The sequence below is a fragment of the Microcoleus sp. S28C3 genome (assembly GCF_036700785.1).
GTDB classification, from domain to species: domain Bacteria; phylum Cyanobacteriota; class Cyanobacteriia; order Cyanobacteriales; family Microcoleaceae; genus Microcoleus; species Microcoleus asticus.
Map to the genome: position 1 here is coordinate 1 of NZ_JAUBPO010000129.1, position 15,967 is coordinate 15,967.

Annotated in this window: 20 protein-coding genes; 6 read left to right on the forward strand and 14 right to left on the reverse strand. The window is 47.0% G+C overall.

Annotated elements, in window-relative coordinates:
• The first annotated feature begins 146 nt into the window (after positions 1-146).
• Together QUA13_RS27860 and QUA13_RS27865 are read left to right on the forward strand one after the other, a co-directional pair.
• Positions 147-470: a polymorphic toxin type 24 domain-containing protein gene (locus QUA13_RS27860; protein WP_333203764.1), complete on the forward strand. Its 324-nt coding sequence runs from the start codon at positions 147-149 to the stop codon at positions 468-470.
• A 5-nt stretch (positions 471-475) separates the two neighbouring features.
• Entirely contained in the window at positions 476-934 is a 459-nt protein-coding gene (locus tag QUA13_RS27865; protein ID WP_172186215.1) for a hypothetical protein, read from the forward strand.
• Here the strand turns inward: QUA13_RS27865 and larE are convergent, their stop codons facing one another.
• The 5 genes from larE to fraC all read right to left on the reverse strand — a co-directional run bounded on the left by larE (position 935) and on the right by fraC (position 5,387).
• The gene (larE, locus tag QUA13_RS27870) at positions 935-1,762 is read right to left on the reverse strand and encodes an ATP-dependent sacrificial sulfur transferase LarE (protein WP_333203766.1); all 828 of its coding nucleotides are present in this window, start codon (positions 1,760-1,762) and stop codon (positions 935-937) included.
• A gap of 136 nt (positions 1,763-1,898) precedes the next feature.
• A complete protein-coding gene (locus QUA13_RS27875) occupies positions 1,899-2,678 on the reverse strand; it encodes a Uma2 family endonuclease (RefSeq protein WP_333203768.1) in 780 nt (259 codons plus the stop codon).
• Positions 2,679-2,849: 171 nt separating this feature from the next.
• On the reverse strand, positions 2,850-3,623 hold the full coding sequence (locus tag QUA13_RS27880; protein WP_333188144.1) for an ABC transporter permease: 774 nt from the start codon (positions 3,621-3,623) through the stop codon (positions 2,850-2,852).
• Positions 3,624-3,864: 241 nt separating this feature from the next.
• The gene (locus QUA13_RS27885; RefSeq protein WP_172186211.1) at positions 3,865-4,863 is read right to left on the reverse strand and encodes a DUF5357 family protein; all 999 of its coding nucleotides are present in this window, start codon (positions 4,861-4,863) and stop codon (positions 3,865-3,867) included.
• A 5-nt stretch (positions 4,864-4,868) separates the two neighbouring features.
• The gene (gene fraC, locus QUA13_RS27890; protein ID WP_172186210.1) at positions 4,869-5,387 is read right to left on the reverse strand and encodes a filament integrity protein FraC; all 519 of its coding nucleotides are present in this window, start codon (positions 5,385-5,387) and stop codon (positions 4,869-4,871) included.
• A 227-nt stretch (positions 5,388-5,614) separates the two neighbouring features.
• Between fraC and QUA13_RS27895 the strand changes: the two genes are divergently transcribed.
• From QUA13_RS27895 to QUA13_RS27905, 3 genes are all read left to right on the forward strand, one after another.
• Positions 5,615-6,748: a cob(I)yrinic acid a,c-diamide adenosyltransferase gene (locus QUA13_RS27895; protein WP_172186209.1), complete on the forward strand. Its 1,134-nt coding sequence runs from the start codon at positions 5,615-5,617 to the stop codon at positions 6,746-6,748.
• 281 nt (positions 6,749-7,029) lie between these two features.
• A complete protein-coding gene (locus QUA13_RS27900) occupies positions 7,030-7,206 on the forward strand; it encodes a hypothetical protein (RefSeq protein WP_333060313.1) in 177 nt (58 codons plus the stop codon).
• Between the two features lie 6 nt (positions 7,207-7,212).
• Positions 7,213-9,165 carry a calcium-binding protein gene (locus tag QUA13_RS27905; protein ID WP_333203771.1) on the forward strand — a complete coding sequence of 651 codons (1,953 nt, stop codon included), beginning with the start codon at positions 7,213-7,215 and terminating at the stop codon, positions 9,163-9,165.
• 290 nt (positions 9,166-9,455) lie between these two features.
• Here the strand turns inward: QUA13_RS27905 and QUA13_RS27910 are convergent, their stop codons facing one another.
• From QUA13_RS27910 to petN, 4 genes are all read right to left on the reverse strand, one after another.
• Entirely contained in the window at positions 9,456-9,644 is a 189-nt protein-coding gene (locus QUA13_RS27910) for a CsbD family protein (protein WP_172186207.1), read from the reverse strand.
• Between the two features lie 85 nt (positions 9,645-9,729).
• Entirely contained in the window at positions 9,730-9,972 is a 243-nt protein-coding gene (locus tag QUA13_RS27915; protein WP_333203773.1) for a DUF167 domain-containing protein, read from the reverse strand.
• A gap of 160 nt (positions 9,973-10,132) precedes the next feature.
• Positions 10,133-10,735: a DJ-1/PfpI family protein gene (locus QUA13_RS27920; RefSeq protein WP_333203775.1), complete on the reverse strand. Its 603-nt coding sequence runs from the start codon at positions 10,733-10,735 to the stop codon at positions 10,133-10,135.
• Positions 10,736-10,826: 91 nt separating this feature from the next.
• Entirely contained in the window at positions 10,827-10,916 is a 90-nt protein-coding gene (gene petN / locus QUA13_RS27925; RefSeq protein WP_071883976.1) for a cytochrome b6-f complex subunit PetN, read from the reverse strand.
• Positions 10,917-10,998: 82 nt separating this feature from the next.
• Here petN and QUA13_RS27930 point away from each other — a divergent pair, with 82 nt between their 5' ends.
• Positions 10,999-11,478, forward strand: a complete 480-nt coding sequence (locus QUA13_RS27930; protein ID WP_333203777.1) for a hypothetical protein — start codon at positions 10,999-11,001, stop codon at positions 11,476-11,478.
• A 141-nt stretch (positions 11,479-11,619) separates the two neighbouring features.
• Here QUA13_RS27930 and QUA13_RS27935 read toward each other — a convergent pair whose 3' ends face one another.
• The 5 genes from QUA13_RS27935 to QUA13_RS27955 all read right to left on the reverse strand — a co-directional run.
• Positions 11,620-12,294 (reverse strand): SDR family oxidoreductase, encoded by a 675-nt coding sequence (locus QUA13_RS27935; protein WP_333203779.1) that lies wholly within the window; start codon positions 12,292-12,294, stop codon positions 11,620-11,622.
• 165 nt (positions 12,295-12,459) lie between these two features.
• Positions 12,460-13,071, reverse strand: a complete 612-nt coding sequence (locus tag QUA13_RS27940; protein ID WP_333203781.1) for a methyltransferase domain-containing protein — start codon at positions 13,069-13,071, stop codon at positions 12,460-12,462.
• A 219-nt stretch (positions 13,072-13,290) separates the two neighbouring features.
• Positions 13,291-14,334, reverse strand: a complete 1,044-nt coding sequence (bioB, locus tag QUA13_RS27945; protein WP_333203783.1) for a biotin synthase BioB — start codon at positions 14,332-14,334, stop codon at positions 13,291-13,293.
• A 17-nt stretch (positions 14,335-14,351) separates the two neighbouring features.
• Positions 14,352-15,656 (reverse strand): adenosylmethionine--8-amino-7-oxononanoate transaminase, encoded by a 1,305-nt coding sequence (gene bioA, locus QUA13_RS27950; RefSeq protein WP_333203785.1) that lies wholly within the window; start codon positions 15,654-15,656, stop codon positions 14,352-14,354.
• Between the two features lie 128 nt (positions 15,657-15,784).
• Positions 15,785-15,967: hypothetical protein (locus tag QUA13_RS27955; RefSeq protein ID WP_333203787.1), on the reverse strand; the 183-nt coding region annotated here is incomplete at its 5' end.

The window sequence follows — 15,967 nt, forward strand, 5'->3', positions numbered from 1 at the left end:
TTCTCTAAATTTGTCTGAGGATTTCTCTCGGATCATTTTAACTCCTACTTAGATTTACATCCCTCATTATACACGTTTGAGGATTTACAAATCATTTGCGATCGCTATATCAAACTGAGGTGGTAAAATAATTTAGGACTAATATTATGTCTAAACCAGTTGGCTGGACAGTTGGCATCCCCGCTAGCACCCTGATAGCCGTCGGAACCCAGGTCAGCGGGAGATTTCCTCTAGATGGAGCAAGTGCCAGAAACTTACTCTACCGCATGGAGGGCAAAAACATTACCAGCTATATCGTCTACGATGACAGCGGACGGGCAATTAAGCGAGTAGACTTGACAGGAAAGGCTCATGCAAATGTGCCGACACCTCACGCCGTTGAATATAAATACAACCAAAACTCAGCAGGAGACATTTTCGTGCAAGCTGAGAAAACAGTTAGGCCAGCTAGATTGGATGAAATACCCTAGAAATTATGTTCATCAAACAAATATCTTTGAATGCAGATAAACTAATCGATTTCCAGCAGTGGAAAAAAGCCAACGGCGATGATTTTTCACTTTGGGATTATCTTTTTGGAGCTGCTAACATTGAAATTGCTATAGCTTTCACAAAACTATTCTGGCCAGATTTTGTCGAACATGAAGGCGGTATCTTTTTGTCCGAAGCCTTTAACAGTCAAATATACGAACAGTGGAAAATCGAACTGGGGAATGATGTCGCTGCAATTGAGCAGGTGATGAACCACCAGCACATTGATGATATTCTCCCCGGTGCGGAAAACGCTAGCACTGAGAATTTATTGTATTTGGGACAAGCATTAGCTCAGATGTGGGAAAGTCGCCTAAAATTACTATATCCTCAGCGACGTTTTCAAGTTAAATGCGATCGGGACGAACACACTGTTGTAGTGACGTTTTTTCAGGATAATTAATCAAGCTTTCACCCCCAACAATTCCGGTTTCAAAACCTGATTTAATTTGCCGCTGCGAAACCCCTCCAAATCCAAAGTCGCGTACACAAAACCAAACTCCTGAAACACCGCCACCAATGCAGGCAAATCCGCATTTAACACAAATTCCTTAATTTCCTCGGCGGGTAACTCAATGCGCGCCGTATCTCCGTCCGATCGCACTCGCAAGTTTTTCAGTCCCAACTGCCGCAAATACCGTTCCGCGCGCCCCACTCTTTGCAACTTTCCAACGGTGATTTCTTCGCCGTAAGGAAAGCGCGAACTCAGACAAGGTTGAGCCGGTTTGTCCCACCAAGGCAAACCCAATTCTTTTGCCAATTGCCGCACTTCAAACTTAGTAATTCCTACTTCTGCTAAAGGCGATCGCGCGCCGCGTTCCTTTGCCGCCTGAATTCCGGGACGGTAATCCTTTAAATCGTCAGCATTAACCCCATCCACCACATAAGGATAACCCTTTGCTAGTGCTAGCGGTTTCAAAGTATCGTGCAGTTCGCTTTTGCAGAAATAGCAGCGGTTAACCGGGTTAGAAGTGTAATTTGGATTTGCCATTTCCTGAGTTTGTACTTCCTGGTGGGCAATCCCTATTTCTGCTGCTTGAATGCGCGCATCTTCTAAATCTTCTGGCAGTAAAGACGGGGAAACAGCAGTCACTGCCAAAGCGCGATCGCCCAACACATCAAAAGCGATTTTAGCCACCAAAGTGCTGTCAATTCCGCCGGAGTAGGCAATCAAAGCCCGTTCCATCTGTGCGAAAATATCTTTTAATTGTTCGAGTTTTTCTACTAACATAATTTCAATTTTTTGTTACAAACAGAGAAGTAAGAAAGCAAACTAAAGAAAGAATAATGAAGAAAGCATATCTCGATGGGGTTCCCTTTCTCCCTCGAACCTCTTCCTTCTTCCGACTTCCATCGGACTTCTAATACTATTCGGGATCGATACCGAGAACTGCCAATCGAGCCAAAAGTTCTTGATTTCGCTGTCTTTCCTGTTCCAGCAGCCTCTCGGCTAACTCTTTATCTTGCTGTTGGCGATCGGCGCGCTGTCGTTCATCTTCAGCCCGTTCTTCCGGCCACAAAAGCAACTCACCGGCTGCATTCCACCAGCGCAGCCAATATCCCGTTCTACCTTCGCGAGTTCCCTGCCAAACTCCCAAAAATAGATTAAATCCAGGTATTAAATAACGCCCGTTTTCATCAGGATTTTGATTCTCGTAACGCCCCGATTCTAGCGCATAAACTTCTATTCTGCCTGTATGCAGCCGAAAAATGACATAGCGAGGAACTTTGATTACTTGTTCGTAAAAAAACCACTTGCCGATTTCTTCTGTGTGTTCGATAGAGTATTCATCGCCGTAAGTAGCTGAGAGAAATTCCATCACTACAAAAGGCACTGTTCCTTCGGTATGAGGGGTGTAGCTGCGGCGGGGATAGTTGTGAGGCCAAGGTTGCACTGGCCTCACGTACATCCAGTCTGGGGCTTTGCAAATAGTGCGATCGTCCACAGCAGCGCACAAAGCAAAATTAGAAACTATTAGTGCGTCTTGCATTAGTTCCGGCGAACCAACTAAAGACTGGCGCAAACCGTTAGCTAGCGACGGAGGGTCTGTATCGTCTACAGGGTCGTCCGGTAGGATGAAATCATCGGGTAACAGCGGCCAGGTAATGGTTAGCTTTGAGAGTGGTTTGTGTATTATAGTAGTCATAAGCCACCTCATTTTACCAATAAAAATTTAAGTTGTTAGTCGAGATTGCTTATCGACAACCATTTCTATATCTTAGCGTGCTAATTCGATAATAAAATTTGTTTGTAGTGAAAATTTTAGTCCTCACTACAAACAATTACCAATTACCCCTGAAGCTGCCGAAGGCGCGTTTTAAAATTCCCTACGGGAAAATATGGCGATCGCAATTGACAGCAGCAGCACCACATACAGCAAACCGTAGCCAGCATCTGTAATCAAACCTGCCAAGTAAGGAACTTGTCCGTAAACAGCGTCGTTTCTCAAATTGAATCTGGCTAAATCCGGCAAAACCAGATAAAGTCCCATCATCAATTGTTCAATGCCAGGATTGTTAGTTAACTTGCCCAAAGCCACTAAATCCCGCGTCGAATGTCCCATCAAATAAACGCCAAATGTCAGTAAAGCTGCCAGCAGCGAACTGCTGAACACCCCAAATAAAATCCCGACACCGGCCATGAGACACAGCTCAAACCAGACAAACAACGAGGCGATTAAAATGCTTTCCAAAGGGTAAGGAATCCGGCTCAAACTCAGAATAGCCAGATAGATAACAGTCATTGCTGCTACAAGCACCGCCAGCACGGCCGACAGCCCTAAGTGCTTGCCCACAATTAACTCAGCCCTACTTATCGGCTTAGCAACTAACAGGTAAACAGTCCGCTTTTCAATTTCTTTGTTGACCAGTCCGGTAGCCACAAAGACTGTGGCAATTATACCGAGAATGCTCATAGCAGCCAAACCGACATCTAAGATAATTTTCTTCTCGGTTGTCGCCGCCAATTCCGGTATCAACCGTACTGAGGCTCCCATCAACAGAGCAAAAATAATAATTAAGTAAAGGATGCGATCGCGAATTACTTCCCAAAATACATTGGTCGCGACTGTCAAGATTCTTCTGAAATTCATCTAATTATTAACCCGCTGGAAACTTTCGCCATACTTTAATATAAGGAAGAATGAAGTTCGGCAACGCGCAGTGAATCGGGATTTAACGGATTGGATGTTGAGCGAAGAAGTCCGAGGTTCGACAGAAGATTCTCCCCTATCTCCCGCTCTACCCATCTCCCCCTCTCTGGCTCGGACACTCTCCTCATCTCCCCCTCTTCCCCTTTCTTCTGGGACACTCTCCTAACTGCCTGAGACAGGCTCAAACTTGACTGTCTCCCGCAGTTCCATCTTTTTTCTGTCCGGGTTGAGAGCGTTTGATCGCATCGCACCTTACAGTCGCCCTATTGCCTATCTCGAACACCTCGCAAGATTTGGTAAACGAATATATTTCAGGTCTAAAAACCAGCCCCAGCCAAGTTGCCTGCATCTCTAACTGATAGCGGGAGTCTCCTTGGACTATCGAAGTTTTGACATCCCAGCTCGCATCTTCTGGGACTATCCCAGTTGTTTTTAAGGCTTGATTCCGCAGAAAAAATCGCTCGTTGTCAATATCTATTAACATTTGCTCTACCTGCGCCCACGGTTTTGTGCGGGCTTCATTTTGCAGGTATCGCTCCATGGCATTGAGGATGACCACACCTCGGGAGCGATTAATAGTTGGCTGTTGAAATGTCACCACATAATCGCTTTTCCTCAAATCCTGCGATAAAACGCTTGGATACTGTTTTATCCAACCTTGAATTAAAAAGTGAAATGCAAACCAACAGGAAAACAGCAGGTGAACTAGGGTAATTATCAAAAACTGAGGGCGCACCAACGACTTGATACTTTCCCGTTTTGACTCGCTATTCCAAACCTCTATTGTAGCAAGAATTACTACTGCTATAAGTGGGCCGGATATCCATGCTATTTCCTTCCTATCCGCCGGCAATCTTACAAGCAACCACAAGCCAATTAAAATGCTTGTCACCCACGGACTCAGACTTACTCCTTTAATCACAAAAGGTTGCTGGCTGGTGAGCAAACCCATTGAAAGTGTAAAAAATAACCAGCTCATATCAAAAAGCAGAGTTCTCGTCCGCCAGTCAGTGACTGCCGCCACTGTCAGCAAAGCTAAAAAGATGCTGAGCAGTAAAGGCGTCTTCCAGTGGACCACTTTAGGCGGAATCATCGCCTTTTGGATTTTTTTATTGGTTTCCCAAAGGTTGTTCGTCAGCTTAGTGAGTTGCTGAGTGGCATCCAAAAATTGCTTCATCATATATTTCAATTGACGCTTTGCAAAAACAACACGGTTAAAATAACGAAATTGCTAACCGTGTGGGCGATTAAAATTCCCCCCAACTGGGTAGTGACTTGAAAAGTTTTTTTGGGAGGACGGCGGGTGAGAGTGGGCGGTCCTAAAAACTGAGTTTTGGAAGCTTTTTTATTGCCTAAAACTATGTTTTCTATGATTCCTAATCCCTGCCATTTAGCTATAAAAGTTACTGCCAATACTGAGACTGCTATCATAGTTATTCGAGCGTAAACATCCTGACCTCGACCTAATAAAATATAACCGATAAGCTGTTCCCGCAAATCTTTGGGAAGAACGCTTTCAATGCCGAAGAAAACTAACCAGCCTACGAAAGTGCAAGATAGATTGAGGATGGCTGTATATTCAACGCTGGTTTTGGGACCGAGTTTAAGTAGTTTTTGCAGAAACCACGATTCGATCGCGATCGCCAAAAACATAATTAAAATTTGCACCAAAACAGTCCGAAATGGGAAAACACTCGCAATCATAAGCTTTCAGGTATATAAGCCCGTGTTAAGTTTTAATTGTACAGCACAAGCGGAATAATCTTAACCGCAGATTTGAACCCCTGATTGCGTTTGCTCGCTGCTTAAAAGATTGGGGGTTAGGACTTATCGTATAATCTTTTGAGATCCGCCAACAGAATGGAAAAATTAAACATTCAAGGCGCGCGATCGAATACCCACCCCGATACAGACTCAAATAACTGCTGATTATGGTAAGGAATGGCATTGGTATTCGGACAGCCTCATCCCGGTCGGAACGCGTTGCGGGTCAGATTCACGTCTACGACGGCGCTGGTAAAGGCAAGTCTCAGGCAGCTTTGGGAGTAGTGTTGCGCTCGATCGGGCTGGGTATCAATTCTGACTCGCCCACGCGAGTTTTGTTGCTGCGCTTTCTCAAAGGCCCCGGCCGATCCTACGACGAAGACGGGGCAATAGAAGCCTTGCAACGGGCATTTCCGCACTTGATCGACCAAGTGCGCACCGGCAGAGCCGAATATTTTGGGGCCGAAGCAATCACCCGCTTCGATCGCGCAGAAGCTCAGCGAGGCTGGGATATCGCCAAAGGAGCGATCGCCAGCGAGCTCTATTCCGTGGTGGTACTAGACGAACTAAACCCTGTATTGGACTTGGGTTTGCTGCCAGTGGACGAAGTAGTCCAAACCCTCAAAAACAAACCAGAATATTTAGAAGTAATCGCCACAGGTCGAGCGGCCCCCGAAGCTTTGCTGGATATTGCCGACTTGCACTCAGAAATGAAGCCCCACTATCACCCCGCAGCGGCAGAGCATCAGATTGCGGGTATCGAAATATACACGGGAGCGGGCAAAGGCAAGTCTACGAGCGCTTTGGGCAAAGCTTTGCAGGCAATAGGTAGGGGTATCAGTCAAGACCAATCTCACCGCGTGTTAATCGTGCAGTGGCTCAAAGGCGGCACCGGTTATACAGAAGATGCGGCGATCGCAGCTTTGCGCCAAAGCTACCCGCAGCTAGTAGACCACCAGCGGTGCGGCCGGGATGCTATAGTTTGGCGGGGGCAACAGCAAGAGTTAGACTGCATCGAAGCAGAACGCGGCTGGGAAATCGCCAAATGTGCGATCGCCAGCGGCTGGTACAAAACGATTATTCTCGACGAACTCAATCCCACAGTAGACTTAGAACTGCTGTCGGTAGAGCCGATCGTAGAAGCCTTGCTACGCAAGCCGCGGGATACAGAAATTATTATCACCGGGCGCTGCCACAAACCCCACGCTTACTTTGACTTGGCAAGCGTACACTCCGAGGTATACTGTCACAAACACTACGGCGATCGGGGCGTAGAACTAAAGCGGGGCGTAGACTTTTAAAGCCCGGAGCGGTACGGAGTTCGATCCGGACTCAGAATTATTAAATGACGGCCCTGCCTGGAAAACCGCAAAGTGCCACAAAGCCTTGTTACCAAGTAACAAATCTCCCAATTTCCTTTGTCTTCCCGATCACCCAGATCTGCCTTTTTTAATCTTTAATTTCCTGCCCCGGACGCGATCCCCGACCGCCAATCCAGAATGGAACATTAAGAATATGAGCCGCGTCTTCTTGAGCGTGAGCACCTGAGACAGTGCACCAGGATTATTAAAGGGTGAAGACTTTGAAAATAAAAGCTTACAAGCAAAAAATCCGCGAGGGAGAAAGTCTAGACAGGGTTAACGCCAGTAGGCTAGACTTGCGGCTGGCAAACAGGTTAAACTACAGCGGAATCCAAACATTCGGTGTTCTAGGCAGTGTCTGTAGTCGCACCAGCGATGACCAACAAGTAGAGGAGTGAAGCTTTATGACAACGTTAGATGACAATCCTAATCAACTAGATTTAAACCTTCCGGGACTAGGCCCGGATACAGTATTCGCCGGAGCTGGGGCGGATTTCGTGAGAACTTCCACCCTGGGCGGCAGCTTAATATTTGGCCAAGCCGATAACGATACTCTGGTTTCAGTTGGCCCGAACGATACCCTGTACGGCGGGGAGGATGAAGACTCAATCAGATCCCAGCGCACTCCGGCTTTGCTGTTCGGCGAGGCAGGCTCGGACACCATAGTCGCTGAATCCCAGGGTACCCTGGGCGGCGGTTTGGGAGAAGACTTCCTCCAAGGTACTGTCGAAGCTAACCTGATATTTGGTAATCAGGGCGCAGATACGCTGCTGGGAGGGGCGCAGAGAAGAGACTCCCTCTACGGCGGCAAAGACAATGACGCGATCGGCTTCTTCATCGCAGGCGGTGGCAACAACCTCTCTTTACCTGGTGGCGTGGCTATTGGCTTCGCTGGCAATGAAGGCAGCAACTACTTGCGGGGTGATTTGGGCGACGACTTGGTTGTAGGTATCAATGTAAGAGACAGTCTCTTTGGCGGTAGAGGCAACGACACGCTACGAGGTGTGGCCAGCAGCAGCTACCTGTCCGGCGATAATGACGACGACATCTTAGTCATTACCAACAGTACCCAAGCCAGCCCGTTTGCTTCGACCGTTATCACGGTCGGCATTGAAAGAACCACCTTGATCGGCGGTGGCGGCAACGATTCTCTCTACGGCGCCATCGGCGAGTTTGGCAGCGGCAGAAACTTCTTTGACGGCGGGGACGGCAACGACACGATCAGGGTTTTTGCAGCGCAGGATACTGCCCTCGGAGGTGGAGGCGACGACTTCATCGTGTCGTCAACGGTAGTTGCAGTTTCGAGCGTAGGCGCCTCCAGTGCATTTCCAGGCTTCGCGGGTCGGAGCTTGCTCGACGGCGGAGTGGGCAACGACACCATCGTTGCAGCTTATTCGACGGATACCATGGTCGGCGGTGATGGCAACGACAGCCTGAGCGGTAGCTTTACTCAAGCCTCCGGTGGAGATGGCAACGATACTATCGATGCTACCAAGGCTATTTTTGCTGGTACTGGTACTGCTTTGGTTACTCTCGACGGCGGGCTGGGCGGCGATCTGCTAATTGGTTACACTAATCCTACTGGCAGCACCTTCACCGTCACCAACCTCATGAACGGTGGCGAGGGAAGTGACACATTCATCTTTGGCAGCCAGTTCGATCGCGTGATTGGCAACTTTGCCGGTAACGACATCATCTCCTACGCCACCGGCGTCACCTTTACCGGCACAGTCGCCAACTTCATTACCGATACTTTAGGCAGCAACTTCATTACTGGCGGCAACGGCACTGATGTCATAACTACTGGTAGCGGAGATGACATACTGTTCGGCGACTCATCCAACACCACATTCGGGGATGATACCTTGGATGGCGGTGGCGGGAACGACACGATGCTGGGCGGCTTTGGTAAGGACTATTTGATCGGCGGTGACGGTAACGACTCTCTCGGTGGGGGGCCTGGTGCTGACACGCTGCTTGGTGGCTCGGGTAATGACAGCTTCTACTACAACAACTTCGGCGAGGGCGACTCGGGTAGTGGGCCAGACCAAATCGGCGATTTTGTGGCCGGTCAAGACAAGTTTATCTTGCAATTCAACAGCTTCCCCGGATTGAGTGCAGTCGAAGGTACGAATCGAGTTTCTTCGAGGTCGTTCTTGGTGCTTGAGAGCGGCGCTTACACTAGCAGTTTTGGTCCAGCCGGGGCTGCCGCGTCAGATGCGTTCCTCTTCTATGAAAATGGAACCGGACGACTAGGATTTGACCCTGACGGTACTGCTGGTGCTAACCCAGGCGTTACGCTGGCAATTCTGAATGGCAGACCGGGCGTGACGGCTTCTGACATTACCCTGATTTAATTGGGGTAAAAGTGGGTGGGGTCGATTCTGAAACGATCGCCCTACCAACTCTCAAAACTAATTCTGGTATGTTTAGAGCTGGGGATATTAATCCCTGGCTTTTTTATTGCAGCGATTGTTAGTCGAACAGGGTGCGTCAGGGAGCCTGAGTTTCTTTGCATCGCGAGGTGTTTGCCTGGCACTAATAGCCCCCCTCACTGATCCTACAAGTTTGGGCGAGCGCAAAAAAAGCCAGCAAACAATAGGTTTGCTGGATTGAGTAGGCAGGAAACTTGTAGCAAATACTGTTACTAAGCTCGGTCTACAATGTCTTTTGCTTTATCTTTGAGGTCTTCTTTCAGGTGAATTGCTGATGCTTGGTCTTGCTTGGCTTGACCTTCTAATTTATCTTTCTGATTGCCTGTAACTTCGCTAACAGCTTCTTGGATTTTGCCTTCAATATTCTTCGCTGTTGCTTCGACTCTATTTTCAATGCTCATAATTTTATATTGTAACTCTACAACTACTAATATATGATTTTAAAGTTGAGTCTGTATACCTCTTTAGATAGATTTGTTATTACCTTTATTTCTCAGTTACAGGTTCGATTGGAATTTCCACAAGTTTATTTCTGGAGAAAAAACCGGATTTAATGCCGATCGCAGATTTCGGCACTTTAAACTTTTTCGCCAACAGCATGATTAATTCTTGATTGGCTTTACTCTCGACTGGCGGCGACTTGAGATGTATTGTGAGGCTGCCGTCGGGTTGTTCTGCGATGCTTTGCTGTTTGGAATTAGGTTTTACTTTGACTGTTAAGATTTTCAAAGTCTGAAGGAAGTTTGGCAAGGAAGCAGTGTACGGGATTTAACCCATTTAAATGAGGGATTTTGAGGGAAGAAGTCAAGCGTGAAGAAAGGACAATTGCCAATTACCAATTACCTTTTGCGTATCAACCTGGTTTTACAGCATAATTCCTATTTATCATTCACGAAACAAGGATTGTTTCTGAATGTTCAATCTTCGTTCCCAAAACTTTCAGAAATTCAGCCAGCCAGTTAGGATGAGCAGGCCACGCGGGGGCAGTAATTAAGTTGCCATCGACTACGGCGTCGGTAACGGGAACTTCTGTATATTTGCCGCCGGCCCGGAGTACGTCGGGGCTGCAAGCGGGGTATGCAGTGCACCGTTTGCCTTCGAGTACGCCGGCGGCGGTTAGGACTTGCAAGCCGTGACAAATAGATGCGATCGGCTTTTTGCTGTTGGCAAAGTAGCGGGTAATTTGCAGCACTTGTTCGTTGAGGCGGATGTATTCTGGGGCGCGTCCTCCGGGGATAACCAAAGCGTCGTAGTCTGCCGGGTTGATTTCGTCAAAAGTCGCGTTTAAAGTGAAGTTGTGACCGGGTTTTTCGCTGTAGGTTTGATCGCCTTCAAAGTCGTGAATTGCGGTGCGAATTGTTTGGCCGGCGGCTTTTTCCGGGCAGACGGCGTGGACGGTGTGACCTACCATTTGCAGTGCTTGGAAGGGAACCATTACTTCGTAGTCTTCTACAAAGTCGCCGACTAGCATTAATATTTTTTTGGCTGTCATGTTTCCAACTCCTGTTATTTTGATTGTGTTAAATAGGATTTAAAAAAATGCGGGGCCGTTAAAAAGCCTGCCCCGCAAGCTATTCTGGAATCTAGAAACCGTTGCGTCCCCAAATAACCATTGAAATTGAGAAGGAGAACAGAACTAGCACCGAAACCCAACCGAGTGACAAAATATCCATAGCTATTTATTGAACAAACTGTACAAAGTGACTCCAAACCTTATGATAAGTCAATTTGAGCCATTTTTGAAATGAGGGCGCTGTGAAGGACTCGTCAAATTTTAGTGCCGCTGAACGGGTAGAATCTTTGAAAGCAGGGAGTGTTGCTGCTTTGTCTTGTTTGCTTGGTTTTGGGGCGATCGCCCTTGGTAATAGCTTAATTCTAGCGGATAGGTTAGATTCTCTGGCGAGTTTGCAGGTAAGGGAAATTGACCTAAATTTTGCCTTCAGAGGGGCGATCGCACTTTTGGGCGGTTTTTTGTTCGGCGTGACTTACCGCTATGCGATTCGCCGAGATGTTAACCCGCAGCTTAAATCTGGTGCGGTGTTGGCTTTTGGGTTGGTGCGGGCTTTTGGACAATTGGATGCTGGATTGTTTTTTGATCCCGGGAAGATGCCCGCCCTACAGGAGTTATTGCCGTTTGCTGTTCGCGGTGTTGAGAGTGTGGTATTGTTCGCGATCGCGGGTTTGGTTTTGGATTGGGCGATAGGACGATCGTGGATTAAGCCCTTTGATTCTTAAGTGCCAAATCTTGCAGCATTTTTATGAACAGGCAAGATGCCTGTTCCACAAAAGTTCAATTTTCCTGTGGGCCGTTGCTCCTAGCCCGCCCAAAAAATAAAATTTAGATGCGAGACAGCTTATTTTGCGCTACATCCGCCCCTAAAGATTTAATACCTCAAATTCTGGATTGCCGTAAAGAATTTGCCTGTCTACCGCCGACAAAACTTTATTGTTAGCAGCATCAGAAACTAAACACTGAGAAACTAGCTGCGCTACATCCGCCCGGTGAATAGTTCCAGCAACTAGACAATCTTCTGTTAAAATACCGTTGCCTGTTGCAGGTTCCGATTTGAGTCCGCCCGGACGAATCACTGTATAAATCATCCCGCTTGCTATCAAATGATTTTCGGCTTTTTCTTTTTCTATTAAAACCGGACCCAAAGTTTCCAAAACTTGCGGTTGCAAAGCAGCGGCACTGTTACCGCTGCCGATAGATGAAACTAAAATAAATTTTTGCACGCCTGCTTTGACAGCCGCATCAATCAAGTTTTTGTTGCCCAAATAATCGGCTCTTTCTCCATCTTTTGGCAAGCCGCCAATTGTGCTGATTGCGGCATGAATTGGATCGCCGCCAGCCATCGCAGCTTCCATAGCTGCTGCATCTAAAGCATCGCCAGTCACGACTTTGATGCCCATGGTTTCTAATTCGGTACTGGTAGCGGGCGATCGCAAAAGTGCAGTTACTTGCATTTTTTGTGCTATCAGACATTTCGCGATTTCTAAGCCGACGCCTCGACTAGCACCAGCTAAAAAAATGTGGAATTTCTCTGTCATATTAATTTGGATTTAATTGGTGCAGAAAGTGGTTTATTTGACTGTGGATAATTATACAACTATTTTCTGTCAATTGGTGAATGAGTTTTTTTATTTAATCCCAGAGGGCGCAGAGGAAAAGAGGGGAATGATTCGCAATTACCGATTCCCAATTTCCCATTTACGTTAGATTTTTCTGCCTACCATTACTACCCAAGATTGAGCTTCGCGCGGCAAACCGGGAGGGCGATAGTAGCGATCGACAATGGCAAATCCCGCTTGTTCTAAACAAGGCGCTAAAGTTTCATATTCCCATCCCGCAGTATAGCGTTTTCCCGTCGGCCGCTCGTCGTATCCCTCCCAATTTCCCCGGCACATTGACATGACAATTGCACCGCTAACAACTAAGGCTTTGTGCAAATCTTGCAGCACTTTCACCATCTCGTCGCTGGGAACGTGAATTAGGGAAGCATTGGCAAAAATACCGTCAAATTCTGCATTTGGCAAGTCTAGATTCAGAAAAGATTGCTGCCAAACTTCGCATCCCGATAACTTCTTAGCTATTTCTACAAAAGCTGGAGTTGCATCTAAGCCTACAACTGTGTGTCCTTGGCTCTTGAACGCTACTAAATCTCGTCCAGGGCCGCATCCTATATCGAGAATTTTACCGGGATTGCGGGGCATGGCAGCCGTCAGTGCGGATCGATTTTGGGATACGTCGTGATGCCAAGTTCCTTCTCGGAAAGATTCGGCAGTTAGCTGGTATTCTGCGATCGTAATTTCTTCGCGTTTGTCCACAATTTCCCCCCCTTGTATGATTTTAGATTTTAGATTTTAGATTTTAGATTGAAGAATGTCAACCGGAGAATAAGGGTTTTTGACTACAATCTAAAAACTTAAGGCTGACGCATTTGCTACCTCAGAAATCCGGTTTCTCTTCCCATGCGTAAACGTGAAATATAGATATTGGGTAGGGACACGGCACAGCCGTGTCCTACTCTATTTCTGGTATAAGAGTTAAACAACCAGGGTTCTTTGATGCGATTTGGTAACTGCTGAATCAACTTCTAAGAGAGAACCTTCGGGGGATTCGATCGCAAATCCCGCATCTCGAATCATGTCCCAATCTTGATGGGCAGCTTGTCCGGGAGTTGTCAGATAATCGCCAACAAAGATAGAATTAGCGGGGTAGAGTCCGAGAGGTTGCAGCGATCGCAAATGCACTTCCCGTCCCCCAGCAATCCTAATTTCTTGGCTGGGAAGCAAAAATCGGAACAAACAGAGAATTCGCAAACATTGGCGGGGATTTAACCTGTTCACATCTGCAAATGGCGTCCCGGGAATCGGAATAAAAAAGTTGATCGGCACGCTAGTAACGCCCAATTTGCGAAGCGAAAGCGCTAAATCGATCGCATCATCATCCGATTCGCCCATCCCCAAAATTCCGCCGGAACAAGTTGTGATTCCCGCTGCTTTTACGTGTTCGACGGTTTCCACCCGATCGCCAAAAGTGTGAGTCGTGCAAATGTCAGTGTGGTATGATTCGGAAGTATTGAGATTGTGATTTACGCGATCGACTCCAGCTTTTGCCAAGCGATGAGTTTGCTCCTCGCTCAACAATCCCAAACAAGCACAAATTTTCAGGTTATAATTTGCCTTCACAGTCTCGACAGCATCCAAAACGCGATCGAAAGTAGATGCGTTAGGTTGACGGCCCGAAATCACCAAACAAAACGTACCAGCTTTTAAATCTGCTGCGCGTTGGGCGGCATCGAGAATTTTCTCCTTAGCTAAAAGCGGATATTTCTCAATTTCCGCAGTCGAAATTTTTGACTGAGAACAATAATGGCAATCTTCAGGACAAAGGCCGCTTTGAGCATTTAACAAATAGTGCAGCCTGACTCGGTTTCCCCAGTAGTGGCGGCGCACCCGATAAGCTGCGTTTAGTTGTTGCAGCAAAACCTCATCCGGTGCGCGCAATACGGCTAAAGATTGCTCGCGAGAGAGACATTTGCCCGCCAGCGCGTCGTCAGCCAAATCGTTCCAATTGGGTAAATTCATTACTAAAATTAAAGGGTTTACAGAGTATCCAAAACCTGACGAATTACCAGATAAATCGATTCTAGTTCATCAGGAGAAATGCAGTAGGGAGGCATCAAGTAAAGCGTATTTCCCAAGGGGCGGAGCAAAAACCCCGCTTCGAGAAATCTGGCTTTCAAAACAGAACCGATGTCATTAAAATAACCGGAAACGCTTTCGGTTTTCACATCCATTGCTGCGATGGTGCCGCAAGTCCGAATCCGTTCGAGTTTAGGATGATTTATCAGCCATTGATTCAGATATTTGCGGTGCAGTTTTTCCATCCCTTGATACACACTTGGGTTTTGCTCCAAAAGCTCCATCGATGCTACACTCACCGCACAAGCTAAAGGATTTCCAGTGTAAGAATGACTGTGAAAAAAAGCTTTGTCCGGTTCATCTCGCCAGAAAGCTTGATAAATATCCTCCGATGCCATTGTGACAGCAATTGGCAAACAGCCGCCAGACAATCCTTTGGACAAACACAGGATATCCGGCTTCGTTGCAGATTTAACAGAGGCAAACAGTTCGCCCGTGCGACCAAAACCAGTCATTACTTCATCGTAAATTAACAATACATTAAACTGGCGGGCAAGTTGTGCGATCGCCTGCAAAAACTCAGGGCGGCACATTCGCATTCCCCCAGCACCTTGCACCAAAGGTTCGATAAAGATTCCCGCATAGCCGCCCTGCTTTAACAAAAACTCCAATTTCTCCAAACTCGCCGCCTCTTTGCTTTCCACCTCCTCATCGCCGTCAAAAGTCGCCGGAAAAGGAACAACATCCCCAGCAAACATTAAAGGTGCAAAAGATTCCCACCACAGCGAACTTCTGCCAGCAGACATCGCGCCCACAGTATCGCCGTGATAACCTCCCTCAAAACTAATAAAGCTAGTGCGGTTAGTTTCTCCGAGATTGCGCCAATATTGAAATGCCATTTTCAGAGCAACTTCAACAGCAGTCGATCCGTTATCAGAAAAGAAAATCCGCGTTAAAGAAGCAGGCGTATGAGTTAGCAATTTACTTGCAAGTTTCTGGGCCGGTTCGTGAGTAAATCCCGCAAAGATGACGTGTTCTAACTTTTGGGCTTGCTCGTAAAGAGCCTCGGCTAGAACTGGATGACTGTGCCCGTGAACAGTCACCCACCAACTAGAAATACAGTCGAGAATTTGCCGCCCGTCTGCCAATTCCAGCACCGATCCTTTGCCGCGAATTACCTTCAGGGGCGGGGCAGCCGTTTTCATTTGCGTGAAAGGCTGCCAAATCGGTGAATTTGAAGAATTATGTTCCTGATTCGCAGTCATTTTTATCAATCAAACTAATATTAAGTCGCCTTTTAATATAGCAATTTTAACTCACTTATGAACTTTTTATTTTTTCTTGTTTCTTCTTCTCTTCCTACCCTTCGGGAACGGCTTCGCCGAACGTGTCCTTAGCGTCTTCGCGGTTCCTTCAAAAAAATATAGTTTGGTGTTAGGAGTGGCTGCGCTGCAACATCTGCCGCCATATCAGGTATTCCCGGGTGATGGTTAAAATTATCGTAATTGCTCAACCCCCTTGACAAGAAGACGAGATAGACATTAGATCGAGGAATGGAAAAACTCCCCGACTTAAA